This is a genomic window from Aporhodopirellula aestuarii (assembly GCF_023701485.1).
Lineage (GTDB): Bacteria > Planctomycetota > Planctomycetia > Pirellulales > Pirellulaceae > Rhodopirellula > Rhodopirellula aestuarii.
On record NZ_JAMQBK010000002.1, the window covers coordinates 62136 to 83296 of the forward strand.

The window sequence follows — 21161 nt, forward strand, 5'->3', positions numbered from 1 at the left end:
GGTTTTCCTTCAGGCAGTTGTGTTACGGTTGTTGCGAGCGGCTGCGGGGCGGAACGACGTTCGCGACATTGGCTCATTCACTCGCAGCTCGATACTGATACATCTCGTCGCCGATCTCTCGCGCCGCGTTCACGGTTTCGACATATGGCGTGTCGCAGTTGTCGACAAAGCCGACTTGATAGTTCTCTCCGTCGCCACGTCCCGCTGTCGGCTCGGACGTGTACTGAAACCAATGCGTGCCAACGACTCGCGGGTTTGCGAGGGCGCTGTGCAGGAAGTTCTTGTAACACTCGGCGCGATGCTTCTGATCCTTTGCCGGCACTTTCGTCGGATGAAACATTCCTCGATCAAGAGCACCAAAGTGGAATTCACCGATGATGATCGGTTTGTCTTCACCGGCGGGCAATTTGAGATCCGCGACGCTGTAGCGATACTGGTTGAAACTGACCACGTCACAGTATTTCGCCGCCGCTCGCAACGCGACCTCGGAATCCCAAATGAAACGACATCCCAAATACAACTGGTCCGGTGCCGCTTTGGCGAGTTCCGCTTTGACGGTACCAAAATAGGTTTCAGCGAATTTGACTGAGAAAGCACGCAAATCGGCTGCTGCCTTCTTCACATCAGGAGGCTGTGTTTCGGCGGCAAGATCGTCCCAAGTTGCATGGCTGGTTCCCCAAGCCTCGTTCAATGTGGCGATGTTTTCGTATTTGGCTTGAAGGTCGCTGAGAAATACCTGCTTGGCGACTTGCTCGGGTGGACACGCCAACGTCCACAATGCTAGTGATTCGTTCCCGCCCCAATAAAGTTCGTTGTCGACATAGAAGCCGATGCACCAAGGGTCGCCCAACGATTCATGACAGGTCTCAATCCCCTCGACGACCGCGTCGCGAAATTGCGGATCAAACACATCGACGAACGTAGTCCAGCGTTTCTCGGCTCCCTGTAACGTCGGACAATCTTCGGCCCGAAAGAACGCCACATAGGGCGTCTTGCGTTGCAAGTAAACGTCCGGGTCGCACCACGACGCGAGCGTGTTCATGCCCCAACTTCGCAGCCGCTGGTGAGCGACGGTCGCGAACTCGTCCGCCCAATCCTCACCATACTTTCGATACAAGTTCGCAGCGTAGAAATTGTATGTTTCGAATGGGATACGACTGGCGTAGAAACCAAACGCCCACGTGCTGCGAGAATAAAACTTCCCCAATGGTTCCGCTTTGGTCGGCAAGTTACGAAAGTAGCTTTCGCGATGCTCGGTTCCCGTCCCGCCAAATCGTGTGGAAACCGAATCGATGCCGTGCGACCAAAATCGACAACCGTCTGGATCAATGAACCACCATTTTCCATCATGTTTTTCAACCCGGAAAAACTTAGCCGGATCACGTTTGGGGCCGTCTTTCCATCCGCCAAAACGATTGAACGAGGCCGGTCGCTGGTCTTCCGCGAGAGCGGCCAGTTCTTTTTCACGGTTCTCGCGCAATTGTTCATCGGAATGAATTTTCCCTGGCCAATCGGCATGAATGAATTGCCCGTACTCGTCGATGAACGGTAGAAACGTATCGGGATCTAGAACTTGGACTCGTTTCTCGAAACGCACGTTGTCGATCGTGAATTGATGATCCGAATTCGGTGTGCGAAGAAACAAAATCACCTCTTGGATCTTTGCCGGATCGATCGCTTGTTGGCCAGGTGCCGCGTGCATGCCTTCGAGCTTCAGCGGACTCGAAAACTGCCATGGGGTATCCGAAAGGTTTGCGGACACCACTCGTGATTCACCGGGTTTGACAAACGTCATCACCGTGACACTCTTGTTCTGGCCATCCCCTCCTGGATTGTCGATCCGCAGTCCGAGCTCGAAGGCGCTGTCGCCAGTATTCACGAGATCCAGCGCAAGACGCTGGAACGGTGAACCGTCCCAAAACCCTTCGGTGGGCTTGAGTGTGATTCCCGGCCAATCGATTTCGTGTCCGGTTTGAAGCAGCAGTGCGGAGCCCGAGTCATTGGCAACTCGACTCAGTCGAATGTCACGCGATTCAACGCGTGCAATTTGGCTGTCATCGTCAAAATGAAAGAGCACCAAACTGTCTGTAGCTTGTTCCGCCTTGGCACCGGATGACAACACCCCCAGGACGAGACAAATGGCCGCGAGACTGCGCAGGTTCAATCGTCGACAACCACGTGAACAACTTGCTAGCGAACCTTCGCTAACAGGAACATCGGCTGACCTCCGATGCGTGTGACTCTGACAGATGCGCTCGCGACGCAGGGACAGCCGGATAGCGGGTAATGAGAGTCTCATTCTGTCTCGGAAGGATCGTGGGGAGGAATCGGCGGGTCTGTTCGTGTCCCGGCTCGCTTGCCAGCCCGCACGCTCACGCCGCCAGACTGTCAATTGTTAACAATCTAGCCAGTGCGATCCGGAAGTCAACAGCTTGATGGCGTTTTCGGTGCACCCCCATGCGTTACGTCGTAACGCGATCACGATTCGGGAGAACTCCGCCACGGACAACCAAGTCGACTAAGCGACAAAACCTACTCACCGGCGAAGCCGGCGTTGGCGATGATCGCATCACTGGCGACGAGATGGCTTGGCCTTCATCCCTCCGCGACTTACCGTCGCATTGAAAAGGAATGTCGGTGTCTCGGCGAGGTGCGACTCAGCGAACCACGCGTGCCCCACCACCCGACATCACTTTTTCGACTTCCTGAACCGTCACCATCGTGGTGTCACCGGGGGTTGTCATGGCGAGGGCCCCGTGCGCGGCGCCATAGTTGACCGCTCGCTCGGGATCTCCAGAGGTGAGAAAGCCATAGATCAAACCGCTGGCGAAGCTATCTCCGCCGCCGACACGATCGAGAATTTCTAATTTGGGAAACGCTTGAGATTCATAGAAATTGCCATCGCACCAAACGACCGCGCTCCAGTCATTGACGGTCGCCGAATGGACTTCGCGAAGCGTTGTTCCGGTGGCCATGAAGTTTGGAAACTCCTTCACCGCTCTTTCGATCATCTGTTTGAATTTTTCGACGTCGATGTTGGAGATGTTTTCGTCAACGCCTTCGACTTCAAGCCCAAGACACGCGGTGAAATCTTCTTCGTTTCCGATCATCACATCGACCGACTTAGCGATTTCGCGATTGACCTGTTGCGCCTTTTCATGTCCGCCGATTCCTTTCCAAAGTGAAGGCCGATAGTTCAGATCATAGCTGACGATCGTTCCGTGCTTCCGCGCGCACTCGACTGCCTCAATGACCACATCCGGTGTGCTGTCACTCAGTGCCGCATAGATGCCACCGGTATGGAACCACCGAACGCCGAGCGTCCCAAAAAGATGTTCCCAATCGATGTCACCCGGCTTGAGTTGGCTCGCCGCGGTCAACCCGCGATCGGGGCAGCCTACCGCGCCGCGGATGCCAAACCCGCGTTCGGTAAAGTTCAACCCGTTGCGAATGGTACGACCGAGACCGTCGTAGGGCATCCATTTGACAAAGCTCATGTCGACGCCACCTTGCAGAATCAGATCTTCGGCTAGCCGTCCGATTTCATTGTCGGCGAATGCACTCACGAGCGCCGTTCGCATTCCAAAACAACGCCTCAACCCTCGAGCCACGTTGTACTCGCCGCCGCCTTCCCACACCTTGAACTCTCGCGCGGTGCGAATGCGGGTTTCCCCCGGGTCCAGCCGAATCATGACCTCCCCGAGTGATACCAGATCAAAACGACAGTCGGCGGCAGGTTTGATGTTGAGTTTATTGTTCGACATGGAATTGGGTGCAAATCACGGGGCACAGTGGAGACAAGCTTACGATCTCTCGTCAGGAAAAGCCGAATTGAGGCAGCGGGTATCGTCAAATCGACGCCATCGCCTCGCGAGTGAGGCGGGCGATCTCGTCAAATTGTTTATTTCGGATGAGCTCTGGTTTTACCATCCAGCTGCCGCCACATGCGACGACCGAAGGAAGAGCGAGGTACTCGCTGAGATTGGCGGCGCTAATACCGCCGGTCGGAATGAACCGGATGCCCCCATAGGGCCCTTGGAGTGCCTTGAGCATTTTGACGCCGCCGATCTGTTCGGCAGGAAAGAATTTCACCACGCTCAGCCCAAACTCCAGGGCCGTTTCCAAATCCGTGGGGCTCGATACACCCGGAAAGATCGGCATCGAGTTATCGAGGCACCACTGGACGGTTTTCGGATTGAATCCGGGCGAGACGACGAACTTGGCTCCCACGTCGGCGACCTGCTTGGCTTGGTCGACGCTGTGAACCGTGCCCGCACCCACCAAAAACCCATATTGCGAAGATAACTTGGAAATCGCCTCCAGCCCGGCCTCGGTGCGAAGCGTGATTTCAGCGATGGGTAGCCCCCCTTGGCTGAGCGCGTCGGCCAACGGCAGGGCGTCGTCGGCGCTGTCAATCGCAACGACGGGAACGATCCTCAGTTTCTCAATATTCTCAGTCAATGCATCTCTCCAGGGGGTAAAAGCTCGGCACGAGAAACTTCTACAAGCAATCACTTGTATTACGAAACCCGATACCGTACAATGTTAACAATTAACACCAAGCATCCGATAGATGCCTTTTCAAATATACAGTGATCGTTTGATGCGTATGCAACCCAAGACCGTTCGAGAGCAGGTCACCAATCAAATTCGCGACGATCTTCTCTCGGGCCGCTTCGAAGCGGGCTCGATGCTACGCGAAATCGAATTGGCCAGCCGTTTTGGAGTCAGTCGGGGGCCAGTCCGTGACGCATTCATTCAACTCTCCAACGAGGGCTACCTCGCCTATCAGGCCAACCGTGGGGTGACGGTGCGTCGGCCGCCGAATCCGGACGATCGACGATTCATCACTTCGGTTCGCAAGCAGATTGAAACCCATGTGATCCTCAAAGGCACGCCGCATCTGACCGACAATTCACTCAAGAACGTCGAATCCGCTTTAGACCGATTAAAGGTGGCGTGCGACGAAGGGAAAGCAACAACCATCGCGCTGCGTGACGTTGAATTTCACGAATCCATTCTCGTCGCCTGTGGTGGCGATGACATGTTGGGTGCGTGGCGACAACTCTGTTCACGCATGTTGCTCACCTACACACGGCACCAAGACTACGCTCACACCTATCGAGAGCACTTTGAGATTTTCACACCGCTTTCCAACAAAGACGCGCAATCGACCGTTGAGGCGATCGTAGCCAACATTCAATAGCTGCCCATCGCTCGCTTACCCTCCCCACGTTCTTCCACCGGATACGGTACATGTTCATTGGTATTGCCGCCGCTCTCGTCGCAGGGACCATGCTCGGCCTATACGCTCTTCCCGGCAAATACACCAGCGATTTTGAGGAGGAGAATAAATGGAGTTTATTCTTCGTGCTGACCATGTTTGTCGTGCCCTTGGTCGCCACGTTCTCATTGCTCAAAGGCGTCGGTTCGATCTATTCCGGCATCGAAACGAACATCTTGTTGACCATGATCATCTCCAGCTTCTTGTGGGGCGTCGGCGTGATGATGTGGGGCAAAGCGATTGATCACATCGGATTGTCCTTGGGCTTTTCATTGTTTATCGGCACGGTGATTTTGGTCGGCAGCATCCTGCCGCTTGGGATTGCGATTTCAAAAGGTCAGTCGCTTCCTTCGACTCCCGCCTTGGTCGCCATCCTGTCGGGAATCGCGATCGTGTTGCTCGGAGTGCTTTCCAACGGCAAAGCTGGTTTGACTCGTGAAGCGGACGAAGCGGCAATGAAATCGGATGAGGGACCTGAGTCCAGCCTCGACGCATCGGCCAAAACAAAGTCATACGCATTGGGTATTACGATTGCGGTCGTCGGTGGACTGCTGGCAACCGGATTCAACGTGGCATTCACGTATGGCGCCGGACCACTCGGTGATGCGGTCACCGCCAACGGTAACCCGGGATGGATGACAGCGATGGCCGTCATGCTGCCGGTCTTTCTCAGTGGCGGTGTGGTGATGACGTTTTACTTCTTGTATCAGCTGTCACAAAAGAAGTCCTGGGGCAAATTCAAAACGCCCGCCTTTGGGAAGAACTTTGTCTTGATATTCATCATGGCATTCTTTCACTACGCGGCTTCGGCGATGTACGCGTTTGCCGCCGATAAGCTAGGCGCCAATGGCCCCGTCGTCGTCTACGCAATCTTCAACACGACTTGCCTTGTCGTTGCCGTTCTCAGCGGGATTTTGACCGGCGAATGGACCAAAGCTTCCCCCGGTGCACGACGCTGGTTATACACCGGACTGGTCTGCATGGTCGCTGGCGTATTGGTACTCGCATTTGGGCAAACACTCGACCAAGCACCACCGACCGAGGCGGTCGCAGACTTGGTGTCCGTCCTCAAACCGGCGGGAGTCTGACACCCGGCCTCAACCTGATGAACCGGTCGACAGCATTCAGAGTCGACCGAACCAAACATTGACGCATTCGGCTGTCGCCGCGAACTGATACGGTTCCCGGCGACAGAAAACACACACCATACCCACTCACTCTCCCATCTCCCCATCCGATTCTCGATGAAATCAGCACAATACAAAGGCAACCGCACGGTCGACGTAGGCACGAGCGAAGCGATCTCTCCGGGACCGGGTGAAGCCCGTTTGGAAGTCGCCTACTGCGGTATCTGCGGAACCGACATACACATTTTTCACGGTGCGATGGACCAGCGGGTTCACATGCCACAAATCATCGGCCATGAAGCCTCCGCTGTGGTTGCGGAAGTCGGTGAAGGGGTAACGAACGTGACCGTGGGCGACCGCGTTGCCGTTCGCCCCTTGTTCTTTGGCGAACCCTCACGTTTTGACAACGGATTCGCTCATGTCGGCAAGAATCTCAAATTCATCGGCATCGACATGCCCGGCGGAATGCAATCCTCATGGACCGTTCCCTCCTACACATTGCACCATTTACCCGAATCGATGGACCTGCAGCACGGTGCGATGATCGAACCGGCGGCGGTGGCCTGTCACGACGTACGGCTCGGTGAAGTGACCGCGGGAGAGACTTGCGTCGTGATCGGGGGCGGCCCGATCGGATTGTTAATCGCATTGGTGGCGATGGAAAAGGGTGCCAAGGTGATTCTTTCGGAAGTAAACCAAACCCGTTTGGACTTGGCTGCGTCTCTCGGTATCCAGGGCGTCAACCCGGCCAAGGAAAATCTGCCCGAGGCCGTACGCAAACTAACCGATGGCAAGATGGCCGATTGTGTTTTTGAAGTATCCGGCTCGGCACCCGGTGTCGAAGTCATGACCGAACTTCCGAATGTCCGTGGCCGGATCGTGATGGTGGCAATCCATCCTCAACCCAAGCCGGTCAATCTGTTCAAGTTCTTCTGGTCGGAAATCAAGATGATTGGGGCTCGACTTTACGAAGAGCAAGATTTCGACGAAGCGATCCAATTGGCCGCCACCGGCAAATTGCACTTAGACAAACTGATCACCAAGGTCAGCCCGCTCGACCAAGTCCAAGAGGTCTTCGAATCGATCGATGCCAACCCCGACGGCATCAAGTATTTGATCCAGTGCAGCTAAACCCTCTCACTCCCCACTGACACATTCTCTCACATGTCTAACCTACAACAATTTGATCTAACCGGAAAAACCGCCCTGGTAACCGGTTGCAAACGCGGGATCGGCCGCGCGATGGCAGTCGGCCTTGCCGAAGCCGGCGCGAACATCATCGGCGTTTCCGCGTCGCTGGAGACGAGCGGCAGCGACGTCGAAAAGGACGTCACGGCGTTGGGACGATCCTTCCAAGGCTATCAATGTGATTTCGCCGATCGCACCGCGGTGTACGCGTTTATCAAACAGGCAAAATCGGATCACCCACAAATTGACATTCTGGTCAACAACGCCGGAACGATTCTTCGTAAGCCTGCCGCGGAACATCCCGACGAGTACTGGGACAAAGTGATCGAGGTCAACCTGAACGCTCAATTCGTGCTCGCACGCGAGTTCGGCAAAGAGATGGTTTCGCGAGGCAGCGGCAAGATCATCTTCACCGCTTCTTTGCTCACATTCCAAGGCGGAATCACCGTCCCCGGATACGCGGCCAGCAAGGGAGGCATCGGCCAATTGACGATGGCTCTGGCTAACGAGTGGGCGGGCAAAGGGGTCAATGTCAACGCGATCGCGCCGGGTTACATCGCAACCGACAATACCGAAGCGTTGAGAGACGATCCGGTCCGCAGCGAACAAATTTTGGCAAGAATCCCGGCCGGACGTTGGGGAAATCCTGACGACTTCAAAGGTCCAGCTATTTTCCTCGCCTCCGACGCGGCACAGTACGTCCATGGCACGACCTTGCTCGTCGACGGCGGATGGATGGGCCGCTAAGCGTCTCCCTCCAATTTTCATCACAACCTCTAACGAATCAATTTCATCATGTCATTGTCAATGAAGACATCCGACGGCGACGTCGAACACTATCGAATGTTCATCAATGGCGAGTTCCGAGACTCGGTATCCGGTGAAACGATCGATGTCGAAAGCCCGACGACTGAAGAGGTTCTCTACACGGTCCCCAAGGGTAACGAACAGGATGCAGTGCTGGCTCTCGAGACCGCTCAGGCGGCGCAGAAAGCGTGGGCGGCCGCACCCGCCGTCGAGCGTGGAAACATCCTGGCCAAATTCGCGGACCTGATTCGAGAAAACCGCGAACGTCTCGCGAAAATCTTGGTACGTGAGATGGGCAAGACCTACAGTCTCGCTCTCGGCGAAGTCGATGTTTCGGCGGACTTCATTAACTTTCCGGCACAAGCGGCTCGTCGATTGGAAGGCGACATTCTGCCTTCGGACCTGCCGAACGAACACATCATGATCCACAAGGTGCCATACGGAGTCACGGTCGGAATCGCGGCGTGGAATTTCCCTCTCGCGCTCACGTGTCGAAAGATCGGCCCGGCCCTCACGACGGGAAACGTGATGGTGGTCAAACCGCCATCGGTGACCCCCGTCGCGGTACTCGCACTCGGTGAACTGGCTCAGCAAGCCGGGATCCCACCGGGAGTTTTGAATCTTGTCACCGGCGGGGGTTCGACAATGGGCGAGGAGTTGGTCACCAACAAAATCACACGTCTGGTCACAATGACGGGCTCAACACCAACGGGTCAGGAGATCTTCCGCAAAGCCGCTGAACGATTGACGGCCGTGCGTTTGGAACTCGGAGGGAAAGCACCGTTCATCTTGCTCGCCGATGGCGATGTCGACAAAGCGGTCGAAGCCGCAGTGGTTTCGCGACACCTCAACAGCGGTCAGGTATGCACGTGTCCCGAACGTTTCTATATCCATGACGCCGTCTACGACGAGTTCCTCGAAAAATACAGCGCCGCCGTCTCGAAACTCAAAATCGGCGACCCGATGGACGAAAGCACCGACATCGGTCCCAAGGTGAACGCCCACGAAACGAACGAACTCGAAAAGGTCGTCAATGCCGCTGTCGAGGCCGGGGCTAAAGTCGTCGTCGGTGGCAAGCGTCCTGAAGGGAAACAGTTCGAGAAGGGGCACTGGTACGAACCAACCATCCTGACCGAGTGCACTCATGAGATGTCGGTCATGCGTGACGAAGTGTTCGGCGTGGTCAGCCCGATCATGCGGGTGGGCAGCTACGAAGAGGCTCTCGAACTCGCCAACGATAGCGACTTTGGATTAGCCGCGTTTCTATTCACTCACGACATGCGGCTGATCCAGCGTGCCGTCCTCGAACTTGAGTTTGGTGAGATCTACGTCAATCGTCCCATGGGCGAACAGCGTCAGGGCTTCCACAACGGACACAAACTCAGCGGTACGGGGGGTGAGGACGGGAAATACGGCATGGATAATTACCTCGAAAAGAAAACCATGTACGTCAATTTTTCGCAGTAGTCCCCCGCGCGTTTCCAGCCCATACTCAAATCACAACGCATTTCACGCCTAACCAATCTTCAGCACGATGATCATCGAAAAAGTCGAAACCGAACTGTATCACGTTCCACTCGCTAAACCCGTCGTGGACGCGATCCACGGCGTACAGCGAGAGTTCTCCTTAATCGTTGTCAAAATCACAACTGACGATGGGGCAACCGGCATGGGGTACACCTACAGCGTCGGGAAGGTCGGAGGCACTTCGATCGCCACGCTCGTCAAAGACAATCTCGTGCCGTTGTTGATCGGTCAAGACCCACGTCGCATTGAGCATCTGTGGCAAAAGATGTGGTGGGCGTTGCACTACGTCGGCCGCAGCGGCATCGCCGTGTTCGGATTATCCGCCGTGGACACGGCCCTGTGGGACCTCAAAGCCCGCATGGCCGACGAGCCGCTGTGGCGTTTTCTCGGCGGCCACGACAACAAAGCCGAAGCGTACGGTGGCGGCATCGACTTTGACATGACGATCCCACAACTGCTTCAGCAAACCCAAGGTTTTCTCGACGCGGGCATCAACGCGATCAAGATTAAGATCGGCCGTGACTCCATCGCGGAAGAATGCGAGCGGATTTCCGCAATCCGCGAGTTCATCGGTCCGGACCGAAAACTGATGGTCGACGTCAATATGAAATGGAGCGTTGAAAAAGCACTCCGTGCCGTTCGCGCGTTCGAAAAATACAACCTCTACTGGATCGAAGAGCCAACGATCCCCGATGACATCGAAGGCAACCGCCGGATCGAAATGGAAGGTCCAATCCCAGTTGCCACTGGCGAAAACCTGCATTCGATTTACGAATTCAAAGAAATGATCTCCAAAGGTGGGGTCTCCTTCCCCGATGCTGACATCTCCAATCTCGGCGGCATTTCGGCCTTGATGAAAGTAGCGCACATCGCCGAAGCCTACAACCGCAACCTGACGACTCACGGTATCCAGGAGATGCACGTCAGTTGCCTCGCGGCGATCCCGAACGCATCCTTGTTGGAAATCCATGCGTTCCGTTTGGACGATTTCTTGGTTCACCCACTCGAGATTAAAGACGGCTACGCGTACGCATCCGATCGTCCAGGCCACGGCGTCGAAATCGATTGGGAGAAAATCGCCACGCACCGCATTTCATTCTCCGATGACTGCACGCTGGCAAGCACCTACTAACGCTGGCACCTGCCGGCTGGACCGCTGCTCTCGAAACTGCCTGCGTCTCCAATCGACAGCCCTGGCGCTCATGATGACGCCAGGCGTGCGGATCAATGTGAAAAGGTGATGCAGCCTCTTCCAGCGTTCTCTCCCGAACCGATTCAGTCGCCATGAAGATAGCTCGCGTGGAGTGGTCACGTGGCACCGTCGGCGGATGGCTCGGCATTCCCCACCGCCTCACTTTGAAGAGATCCGATGAGTCTCCGATTAACGCAAATCGTATTACTGCTTCAGTTCGCTTTGGCGGGTTTCAGTATCGCGGACGAGCCGAGCGTTTTTCCCTACGGGAGTGTGCCGCGAGAGAAACCGGACATGCCGCTCAGTGCGGCGATGAGCCGTGTTTACGAGGGCACGTACACCGGTCTGGATTGTGTCCACAACGAACTGTTCTCGCGATTCAAGTACACGCCGTTAAAAGGATTCGACTACCACAACCACGACGGTACGGTCTCGCGTCGTGATGCGACCAAGATCATCCGCGTTAACGGTAAGTACTACGTCTGGTACACCAAACGTGACACGCCAACGCCACCCGACTACGACGGCGGGGCGAACGACACGATCCCATCACGCGACTGGGATTTGTCGGAGATCTGGTACGCAACCAGCGAAGATGGATTCACTTGGCAGGAGCAGGGCGTCGCAATCAAACGGATGAAAAAGCCACTTGCCGGTTGGCGTTCCGTTTCGACACCCGACATCTTGTTCTGGAAGGGCAAGTATTACCTATACTACCAAGCCTACCTGTTCATGCCGGGTAGCCGCGAATCGAGTGGCACCAACGGAGATGATTGCCCGGTTTCCGCATCGGTCGCCGACTCGCCCGATGGGCCCTGGACCCCGTCAAACAAAATCGTGGTCGACAACGGACCTCCCGGATCATGGGATCAATACGTGATTCACGATCCGTATGCCCTCGTGAGAAACGGCAAAATCCATCTGTACTACAAAGGTGAAATGGGGGGCGAGCCTTTGCCTGTACGAGCGCAAGGTCTCGCAATCGCGGATCATCCGTTTGGCCCTTTCACAAAACACCCGCTCAATCCGGTTATCAACTCAGGGCACGAGACATCGTTGTTCCCGTTTCAGACCGGCGTGGCGGCCCTGGTCAGCCGGCACGGACTGGAACACAACACGATCCAGTACTCACCCGATGGGGTTAACTTTGAGATTGCCGCAATCACCGGTCTGATGCCGATCGCACCGGGAGCCTACGTCCCCGATGCGTTCACGGACACGCAGAACGGGCGTGGGATCACCTGGGGGCTTTGCCACTTCCGTAATTTGAAGCGGGACGAAGGCAAGAGTCACAGCATGCTGGCGAGATTCGATTGTGATTTAAGCCTCGATGTCCACGACATCGAGATGAAGGAAACTGATATCTTTAATGATCCCGAAATCAACTTCAAATTCGGACTCAGCGAAGAACAACGCAAACGCATCGAAGCGTCCGCTCGAAATCCACAACCGTAGCGTTCCATTCCCCACAATTCATCTACTCATCAACGTTCCGTGAGACTAACCATGAATTCATACGCTCGCAAATCCCTTCGACGCACTCTCTTAGCATCGCTCGCTTTGATGATCCTCATCGGATGCAGCTCCAAGAGCGACAACGGTGCCATGAAGGGAGACAACGGCGGTGACGGGACATCGAAGCCCATCATCGGATTCGTGCAAACAGGCTCGGAAGGTGACTGGCGAAAAGCCCATACCGAATCGGTCCGTGAAGCGGCTGAGGAGGCGGGATTTGAATTGCGTTTTGCGGACGGGCAGGCAAAACAAGAAAACCAAATCAAAGCGCTCAGTTCCTTCGTGGCCCAAGGCGTCGACGGAATCATCCTTGCTCCGCTAGTCGAAACGGGCTGGGATAATGTGCTCGAAAAAGCCAAAAAGCGGAACATCCCGGTGCTCATTCTCGACCGCCAAGTCGAAGTCAAAGACGACTCGCTCTACGTCACCTACATCGGTGCCGATACCTACAATGAAGGGCGGCTCGCGGCCGAATGGCTGATCGAAAAAACGGGCGGCAAAGCCAAAGTAGTCGAACTCCAGGGCACACCCGGTGCTTCCCCCACGATCAATCGATACAACGGATTCCGCGACGTGATCGCGGACCATTCCGGAATCGAAATCATCGCCTCACAAAGCGGTGACTTTCGTCGCTCAAAAGGCAAGGAGGTCATGGAAGCATTTTTAAAGAAGCACGGCGATGATATCGAAGTCGTTTACGCCCACAACGACGACATGGCGATCGGTGCCATCCAAGCGATCGAAGACGCTGGCAAAAAACCTGGCGACGATATCATTCTGGTATCGATCGATGGAGTCCGCGCCGCGTTCGAGGCGATGGTGGAAGGCAAACTCAACTGCACCGTCGAATGCAACCCGCTACAAGGACCGATGGCATTTGATGCAATGAAAAAGATCTTGGCCGGTGACATCGGTGACATGCCTAAGAAACAAATGATCAAGGACCGGGTGTACGATCGCGATTCGGCGAAAGAGGTCATCGATTCTCGCAAGTACTAACCATGCTGTTATCGTTGCCTTTCCCGGGTTCGACGATTGGTGGTTCAATGATTGGCCGCTCGTTCTTTTTTCGTGCGTGCGTGGCCGGTAGACACTCCGGCCAATGCCACATTTCTGCAAACTTGACAGACGACTTGGTTAAGACCGCATGACATCGCCAGTGCTCCTCGAGATTCGCGACCTGCGGAAAGGATTCCCGGGCGTGCAAGCGCTCGCGGGTGCGAACTTCAACGTGCAACGAGGCGAGATTCATGCCTTGATGGGAGAGAACGGCGCCGGAAAATCGACGCTGATCAAAGTCCTGACGGGCGTCCACTCCCGAGACGCCGGTGAAGTGCGATTCGACGGCCAATCGATTGAACCTCGTGCGCCCGTCCAAGCCGAAGCATTGGGCATCAGCACGGTTTTCCAAGAAGTCAACCTGATCCCGCACCTCTCCGTTGCAGAAAACATCACACTCGGACGTCAACCGCGCCGCTTCGGGTTCATCGATTGGCGCCGCGTTCGCGAATCCGCTCAGGCCGCGATCGCGCGACTCGGTTTGTCGTTGGACATCAATCGTGAACTGTGTTCGTACTCGGTCGCCACCCAACAGATGATAGCGATTGCCCGCGCAATCAACTTGGATGCCAAACTGCTGATCCTTGACGAACCCACTTCGAGCCTTGATGAAAAGGAAGTCGACGAACTCTTCGTCGTCATGAATCGACTGCGGAGCCAGGGACTCGGGATCGTTTTTGTGTCCCACTTTTTGGAACAGGTTTACAGAATCTGTGATCGCATCACGGTGCTGCGAGGCGGACAAACGGTGGGTGAATACGTCACCGCGGATTTGCCCCGGATCGACTTGATTGCCAAAATGCTCGGAAAAGAGCCGGCAGATATCGAATCGATGGAAGCGGCAACCGCCGCGGCACACCATCAAGACGCGATCACGCTCGAAAAGGGCGAACACAATCCGCCGGTGCTGCAAGTTAACCAATATTCACGTCAGGGTTCGATCCAACCGTTTGATTTGTCGATCCGCAAGGGCGAGGTGGTTGGGCTGGCGGGACTACTCGGCAGCGGACGTACCGAGATCGCTCGTTTGCTATTCGGATTGGACTCGCCCTCAAGCGGATCGCTAAGTGTTGATGGTGTTCACCATTCTCGCTGGACTCCGCGAAGGGCGATTGAAGCCGGCATCGCGTTCTGTCCCGAGGATCGAAAAGTCGATGGGGTGATCGCGGAACTCTCTGTACGAGAAAACATCGTATTGGCAATGCAGGCCAACCGGTCTGTGGTGCGGACACTGCCGATGAAAAAGCAACTCGCTCTCGCCCAACACTACATTGACGCACTTCAGATCAAGACGCCTTCGACCGAAACAGCGGTGGGAACTTTGTCAGGCGGCAATCAGCAAAAAGTGTTGCTGGCCCGATGGTTGGTGATGAGCCCCAAATTGATCATCCTCGACGAACCCACTCGAGGAATCGACGTCGGGGCGAAAGCTGAAATTGAATCGCTCGTCGCGTCACTCCGCAGCGAAGGCATGGCGGTTATTTTCATTTCTTCGGAGCTCGATGAAGTCGTCCGAACCTGCCAGCGTGTCACGGTTCTACGTGACCAACAAGTCGTTGGCGAGCTGACCGGCGACGACGTGCAGGAAAATCGCATTATGGAGATGATCGCCAGCAGCCATGAGTGATGCGAGCCCGAACTCAACCGATCGTCAAAGCGGCAATTCTAAATCGGCCCTTACGCGTTTTTTCGGCAGCCGAATCACATGGCCGGTGCTTGGCCTCGCCGTTGTCCTGCTATTTAACGCCATTTTCATTCCATCGTTCTTCACGCTCGAAGTGCGAGACGGGCAACTCTACGGCAGCCTGATTGATGTCCTCAATCGTGGCTCGATCGGCGTCATTCTCGCGATGGGGATGACCCTCGTCATCGCCACTGGCGGCGTGGATCTGTCCGTCGGATCAGTGATGGCGATATCGGGCGCGATCGCGGCATTGATACTGACCGAAACACAGTTGGGCATGTTAGGAATCGTGCCCTGTGTGCTCTTCGCCGCGTTGGCGGCGGGACTGATGAACGGCGTCCTGGTCGCGTATCTGAAAATCCAACCCATCATCGCGACGTTGATATTGATGGTCTCTGGACGTGGGATCGCCAAGTTCATCACCGGAGAAAAAATCATTACCGTTGGCGACGACTCCTACAATTTCTACTTTGACTTCATCGGCAAAGGGCATCTGTTCGGCCTGCCGTTTACGGTCACCCTCTTTGTCACGCTCTTCGCCGTCACGAGTCTATTCGTCCGCATGACGTCTCTCGGATTGTTCATTGAATCGGTCGGGGCGAATGAAACGGCGAGTCGTGCCAGCGGCATCCATGACAAGGGTGTGAAGATTGCGGTCTATGTTTTTGCTGCTTTCTGCGCCGTGATTGCCGGATTGATCGATGCGTCCAACATTAACGCCGCCGACACGATGAACGCGGGCGTCTTTACCGAATTGGACGCGATTTTTGCCGTTGTTGTTGGTGGCACGGCACTAACCGGTGGCCGTTTTTCATTAACCGGATCGCTGATCGGAGCGATGCTGTTGCAGACATTGATGACAACGCTTTACACCTATGGCGTTCCTTCGGATGTCGCCCCCGTTCCCAAATCGTTGGTCATTGTTGCCGTTTGCCTGCTTCAATCTCCCGTCTTCCGCGGTCAACTCCAACGACTCGCAGGGAAGGGAGGCGGAAGATGAACTTCATCCCGAAAAAATGGATCCCGCTCCTAACGACCGCAACCGTTTTCGTGTTGCTGTTCTCCGCCGCATCGTGGCAATACGAAGGCTTTGCCTCGATGTACGTTGTGGCGGATCTGTTTTCAGAAAACGCATTCCTAGGCATCACGGCGATCGGCATGACGTTGGTGATTCTGTCCGGTGGAATTGATCTTTCGGTCGGGTCCGTCATTGGCTTCACATCGATCTTTGTTGCCACGATGATTACCGACCGTGGCATGAACCCGATCGCCGTCTGGATGATGGCGTTGTTGCTGGGAACGAGTCTCGGGGCGTTGATGGGAGCGTTGATCCAGGTTTACAAGTTACCCGCCTTCCTGGTTACGTTGGGAGGATTGTTTTTCGCCCGCGGCATGGCGTTTTTTGTCAAACCCGAAGCCGTGCAGATCGATCATCCGATCTACGACTCCTTGGGCGACATCGCGATTCCGATCGGCGGTGGAGCTGAACTCGGTGTTGCTCCACTGATCTTCCTAAGTGTCTTTGTCATCGTTCTGGTGATCACGCATTTCACGCGATTCGGACGTAACCTCTACGCGATCGGCGGCAACGAAGAGTCGGCGTTGTTGATGGGTCTACCAGTCGCACGAACCAAGATCTTCGTCTACACCGCGAACGGATTCTTGTCGGCTTTGGCAGGCATCACGATGACGCTTTACATGGATTCGGGAAATCCGATTAACGCTACCGCCTTGGAACTTGATGCGATCGCGGTCGTGGTCATTGGCGGTACGCTTTTGACTGGAGGCGTCGGATACGTCGCGGGCACCATGTTGGGCCTGCTGATTTACGCGACGATCTATCAGATCACCTTCTTCGCGAGCCTGCGGTCGTCGCTGGCAACCATCGCAATCGGAGTCCTCTTGCTCGGCTTCATCGTCTTGCAGAAACTGATCCACCGCAAATAATGGTGCGGCCGATCCGTCGCTCGCCGGACGGTTACTCTGTCTGATAATCGACTCGCGTCAGAGTAATATTTGTGCACCTGTGGCGTGAGGCCCGCCTCGTTCGGCGTCGATCGAACGTCAGTCGAGTCAACAACCTCTTCGGAAAATCGAACCGTGCCTGCCAAATCGTCGGTGTTCATCGCGACCAGCCTTGATGGATACATCGCTCGCCCCGACGGTTCGCTCGACTGGCTCGATCAAGCAAATCGGAGCGTTCCTGCCGAAGAAGATTGTGGTTACCACGCCTTCATGAAATCCGTGGACGTCTTGGTCATGGGTCGACACACCTATGAAACGGTACGTTCCTTCGGAAATTGGCCCTATGGCAACACGCCCGTCATCGTGTTGAGTCGAAACCCGTTGGAAATTCCTGATGAGCTTTCAAGTTCGGTGTCGCATTCATCGGAGTCACCCGCGGACCTGCACCGACGGCTCTCTAATGAAGGTGCGAAACATCTCTACATTGACGGCGGAACAACCATTCAGGAATTCCTGCGGGCGGGGGTGATCGACGAGTTGACCATTACCGTCATCCCAGTATTGATCGGATCGGGGATCCCGCTATTTGGTTCTCTACCCCACGACATTCGATTGATCCATCGAAACACGACATCTTTCGATTTCGGCTTCGTGCAGTCGACCTATCAAGTCCAATCCAATTGCGAAGCATAACCAGAGAGCCGACCCGATCATGCCACAAGACACATCCGGCTCAGGTTTCAGTCTCAAGGATCAATTGTTCAACCGCGATCGTGTTGAATACCTAGCTGCACTGTTTCACGCTGCCGACAACGATTTCGATGGAACATCATTTGTTCGTGACACGATGAGACGACTGACCGATCTCGAACTCAAAGAGCGGATCGTTCACATTGCAGCCAACCTTGAAAATTATCTCGCCGCTGACTATCGCGTCGCCGCGAAACAGATCGTCACGGCACTTCCTCCGCCACTGGACCCCGCCAAGACCGACAACGACTTTGGCGATTTCATCTTCGCACCGCTGGGTGAGTTTGTGGTGCGAAACGGGTTGGACAAAAAACACCTCAAGCTTTCCCTGCGAACGCTTAAAGCCATCACGCAGCGTTTCTCAATGGAAGACGCGATCCGCTACTTCATCAACGCGTATCCCGCCGAGACGATGAACGAACTGGCCAAATGGTCAACCGATTCGCACTATCACGTCCGGCGTCTGGCGAGCGAGGGCACGCGTCCGTTGCTGCCGTGGTCGAAACGCTTGGAACTCGATCCGACTGCTGCGATCCCGATCCTCGACACTCTCCACGCGGATCCTACCCGCTTGGTCACCCGCTCGGTCGCCAATCACCTCAACGACATTGCCAAATCACATCCCAAAGACGTGCTGACGACATTAAAACGGTGGCAAGCCCAAAAACTCCAATCGCCTAATGAACTCGCATGGATGACGAAACACGCCCTCCGAACATTGATCAAACAAGGACATCCGCAAGCACTCAAACTCCTCGGGTTTCGTTCCAAACCATCCATCGAAGTGTCCCAGTTTTCGATCACGCAAAGGCGAATCAAACCGGGGGAAGCGATCGAATTCTCATTCTCCGTACGCGCACTTCGCGACGAAGCATTGTTGATCGATTACGTCATCGATTTTGTAAAAGCCAACGGAAAGCGTTCGACGAAGGTGCACAAACTCAAGCAGATTGAGCTGGCAAAAGACAATGCGGTAACATTGCACAAGAAGCACGTCCTGCGAGCCAATGCCACAACCTACACGCTCTATCCGGGAACACATCACGTGACTCTACAAATCAATGGCCAGGCGTTTGACTCCGCGTCCTTCGAACTGCTGTAGCTGCGTATACCCCCACCCGGCGACCTGTCCAAACCATCAAGTCGGTTGTCCGATTCGTAAAATCACGAGCAATTGCACGGCCTTTTTATGACTTTGCTCGGCAACTTGGTGTGGCCAATCCTCCAGGACACCTACTATCACTAACGCGTGATCAGCATGAAACCGTGGATTGGGACGGGAGTGCTGACGTTGGCAAAGTCGCCCGATAACACTTTGAGAGGCGTCCAACATGAACGCCGCTCGCCAAGACGGAGATGGCGAACCGCACCGGAAGAGTGTTTGAGGTTGCGGAGAACACCGGGCGGAGTGCGCATATCACAATTCCATCGATTTCCCGAAACGACTGGCCCGATAAAAGTCAGCATGATCGCTGGGCTCAATCCGCGGCGCTGAATCGACGTCACCAGTCACGCCGTGCGTTCGCTTCAAGGCGATACATAAGACATTACGAAGGCATACCCCAATGCAAGTCCATGGAGGATCCACTGTGTTCACGAAAACCGACCGGATGCTAACCGTCTGCTCTTCGATGACGATGATCTCACTCTGCATGCTTTCCGGCTGTCAAACGACCAGCCATGCCCATCAAGACGCCGCAGTGGGAACGTTTTTAGGGACGGCAACTGGGGCAATCATTGGTCACCAATCCGGTCACGCCGGTGAAGGGGCGTTGATCGGGGCAGCCACCGGTGCTGTCGCAGGCGCATTGATCGGTGATGCTAAGGACGCACGCGACGAGCGCGACGCAGCCCTCAGACAAGCGAGCTATCCCGGACCTGAACCGGCACTCACAAATAACGACCTGATCAGGATGGCCCAATCAGGGCTCGGGGACCACGTGATCATCAATACCGTGCAGACACGTGGAGGCATCTTCGATCTCACTCCCGATGGTTTGATTCTGCTGAAGTCCAACGGCGTTTCCGATGCGGTGATCGTCGCCGTACAGAACGCATCGAAGCCCCACCAATACGTGGACCAAAGCGTCGCGTCACCTAGCGTGGTCTATGTGAACCCGAGGCCCGCAGTCCGAGTGGTGACACCAATCTATCGGGCACCGGTCCGGCGTGGTCGCCCCGGTGGGGCCGCCTTCCATTTCAGGTTCTAGCACCTTCGCCACATAACCACGCGTCCGGTATTAACGTCAACGGACATCTTATTCGGAGGGCTGGATGGCTCACTGCAAACGAATCGAGGCACACGCCATCAACCCTGGTCCCTCACCGATCGATACTCACGCGGTGAAAGACCGGTTGCAACGCGGAACTGGCGAGTGAACGCGCTCTGATCCGAATAGCCGGCTTCAAGAGCGATCGTGGCAATTGGTAGTTCGGTATCGGAGAGAAGCCGCTGCGCCAGATCGATTCGCGCTTTCATCAGCCATTGGCCAACCGTGAGCCCGAAGATTCGGCGCATCCGACGATCGAGTTGATAGCGAGACATTTTGGCAATCACCGCAAGCTCGTCGACCGACGGAGGCGATGACAAATTCTTTTCGGCAAATTCGAGGGCCGTTGCAATGTGTCCGTACTCGTCGGTGTCATAGTTGGGTAGTCGCAAGTCTTGCGAAATCCCCACCAACCCGATCACCTTTCCGCCCTGTCCTTTAAGCGGCAACTTGGTCGTCATGCACCATCCGACCGTCCCGGAAGAATAAAGGTGCAATTCAAGTTGTGAGAGCAGCGGTCTTCCGGTCCGAAGCACCTGCTGGTCTTGCGCGGTGAATCTCGCCCCGAGTGGCGGACGCATCAATTGTTCGGCCGTGTAACCCAAAACATCTTGTTTGTCCCTAACGCCACATCGCTCGACGAATGTCTGGTTCACAACGAGGTACTTCCCCTCGGTGTTCTTGATAAAAAACACACTATCGGACAGATGGTCGAACAAGGCTTCGCCGGTAAACGGTTCATCCAGTTGACTCAACAGTTCACTGATCATCGACGGTCTCCGATTCGCGATTA

The 21161-nt window shown here is 55.3% G+C and carries 18 protein-coding genes; 14 read left to right on the forward strand and 4 right to left on the reverse strand.

What is annotated here, in order from left to right; all coding sequences use genetic code 11:
- Positions 1-73 precede the first annotated feature (73 nt).
- From NB063_RS00610 to NB063_RS00620, 3 genes are all read right to left on the reverse strand, one after another.
- Positions 74-2164 carry a beta-galactosidase gene (locus NB063_RS00610; protein ID WP_250926787.1) on the reverse strand — a complete coding sequence of 697 codons (2091 nt, stop codon included), beginning with the start codon at positions 2162-2164 and terminating at the stop codon, positions 74-76.
- A gap of 493 nt (positions 2165-2657) precedes the next feature.
- Positions 2658-3764 carry a sugar kinase gene (locus tag NB063_RS00615; RefSeq protein ID WP_250926788.1) on the reverse strand — a complete coding sequence of 369 codons (1107 nt, stop codon included), beginning with the start codon at positions 3762-3764 and terminating at the stop codon, positions 2658-2660.
- 85 nt (positions 3765-3849) lie between these two features.
- Positions 3850-4461 (reverse strand): bifunctional 4-hydroxy-2-oxoglutarate aldolase/2-dehydro-3-deoxy-phosphogluconate aldolase, encoded by a 612-nt coding sequence (locus NB063_RS00620; RefSeq protein ID WP_250926789.1) that lies wholly within the window; start codon positions 4459-4461, stop codon positions 3850-3852.
- Positions 4462-4573: 112 nt separating this feature from the next.
- Between NB063_RS00620 and NB063_RS00625 the strand changes: the two genes are divergently transcribed.
- The 14 genes from NB063_RS00625 to NB063_RS00690 all read left to right on the forward strand — a co-directional run bounded on the left by NB063_RS00625 (position 4574) and on the right by NB063_RS00690 (position 20308).
- A complete protein-coding gene (locus NB063_RS00625; RefSeq protein ID WP_250926790.1) occupies positions 4574-5206 on the forward strand; it encodes a GntR family transcriptional regulator in 633 nt (210 codons plus the stop codon).
- Positions 5207-5256: 50 nt separating this feature from the next.
- Positions 5257-6372: an L-rhamnose/proton symporter RhaT gene (locus NB063_RS00630; protein WP_250926791.1), complete on the forward strand. Its 1116-nt coding sequence runs from the start codon at positions 5257-5259 to the stop codon at positions 6370-6372.
- Between the two features lie 156 nt (positions 6373-6528).
- Complete coding sequence (locus NB063_RS00635; RefSeq protein ID WP_250926792.1) at positions 6529-7542, forward strand: zinc-dependent alcohol dehydrogenase; 1014 nt, start codon at positions 6529-6531, stop codon at positions 7540-7542.
- 33 nt (positions 7543-7575) lie between these two features.
- The gene (locus NB063_RS00640) at positions 7576-8346 is read left to right on the forward strand and encodes an SDR family NAD(P)-dependent oxidoreductase (protein WP_250926793.1); all 771 of its coding nucleotides are present in this window, start codon (positions 7576-7578) and stop codon (positions 8344-8346) included.
- 48 nt (positions 8347-8394) lie between these two features.
- On the forward strand, positions 8395-9873 hold the full coding sequence (aldA, locus tag NB063_RS00645; RefSeq protein ID WP_250926794.1) for an aldehyde dehydrogenase: 1479 nt from the start codon (positions 8395-8397) through the stop codon (positions 9871-9873).
- A gap of 67 nt (positions 9874-9940) precedes the next feature.
- Positions 9941-11065: a mandelate racemase/muconate lactonizing enzyme family protein gene (locus NB063_RS00650; protein ID WP_250926795.1), complete on the forward strand. Its 1125-nt coding sequence runs from the start codon at positions 9941-9943 to the stop codon at positions 11063-11065.
- Positions 11066-11302: 237 nt separating this feature from the next.
- Positions 11303-12580 (forward strand): glycoside hydrolase family 117 protein, encoded by a 1278-nt coding sequence (locus tag NB063_RS00655; RefSeq protein ID WP_250926796.1) that lies wholly within the window; start codon positions 11303-11305, stop codon positions 12578-12580.
- Between the two features lie 51 nt (positions 12581-12631).
- A complete protein-coding gene (locus NB063_RS00660; RefSeq protein WP_250926797.1) occupies positions 12632-13639 on the forward strand; it encodes an ABC transporter substrate-binding protein in 1008 nt (335 codons plus the stop codon).
- 148 nt (positions 13640-13787) lie between these two features.
- A complete protein-coding gene (locus NB063_RS00665) occupies positions 13788-15326 on the forward strand; it encodes a sugar ABC transporter ATP-binding protein (RefSeq protein WP_250926798.1) in 1539 nt (512 codons plus the stop codon).
- Positions 15319-16383, forward strand: a complete 1065-nt coding sequence (locus NB063_RS00670; protein WP_250926799.1) for an ABC transporter permease — start codon at positions 15319-15321, stop codon at positions 16381-16383. The genes NB063_RS00665 and NB063_RS00670 overlap by 8 nt, the downstream gene beginning before the upstream one ends.
- Positions 16380-17330: a galactofuranose ABC transporter, permease protein YjfF gene (yjfF, locus tag NB063_RS00675; protein WP_250926800.1), complete on the forward strand. Its 951-nt coding sequence runs from the start codon at positions 16380-16382 to the stop codon at positions 17328-17330. The genes NB063_RS00670 and yjfF overlap by 4 nt, the downstream gene beginning before the upstream one ends.
- A gap of 153 nt (positions 17331-17483) precedes the next feature.
- Positions 17484-18041: a dihydrofolate reductase family protein gene (locus NB063_RS00680; protein WP_250926801.1), complete on the forward strand. Its 558-nt coding sequence runs from the start codon at positions 17484-17486 to the stop codon at positions 18039-18041.
- 19 nt (positions 18042-18060) lie between these two features.
- Complete coding sequence (locus NB063_RS00685; RefSeq protein WP_250926802.1) at positions 18061-19200, forward strand: DNA alkylation repair protein; 1140 nt, start codon at positions 18061-18063, stop codon at positions 19198-19200.
- A gap of 487 nt (positions 19201-19687) precedes the next feature.
- Positions 19688-20308: a YMGG-like glycine zipper-containing protein gene (locus NB063_RS00690; RefSeq protein ID WP_250926803.1), complete on the forward strand. Its 621-nt coding sequence runs from the start codon at positions 19688-19690 to the stop codon at positions 20306-20308.
- Positions 20309-20406: 98 nt separating this feature from the next.
- Here the strand turns inward: NB063_RS00690 and NB063_RS00695 are convergent, their stop codons facing one another.
- A complete protein-coding gene (locus NB063_RS00695) occupies positions 20407-21138 on the reverse strand; it encodes an AraC family transcriptional regulator (protein WP_250926804.1) in 732 nt (243 codons plus the stop codon).
- Positions 21139-21161 lie beyond the last annotated feature (23 nt).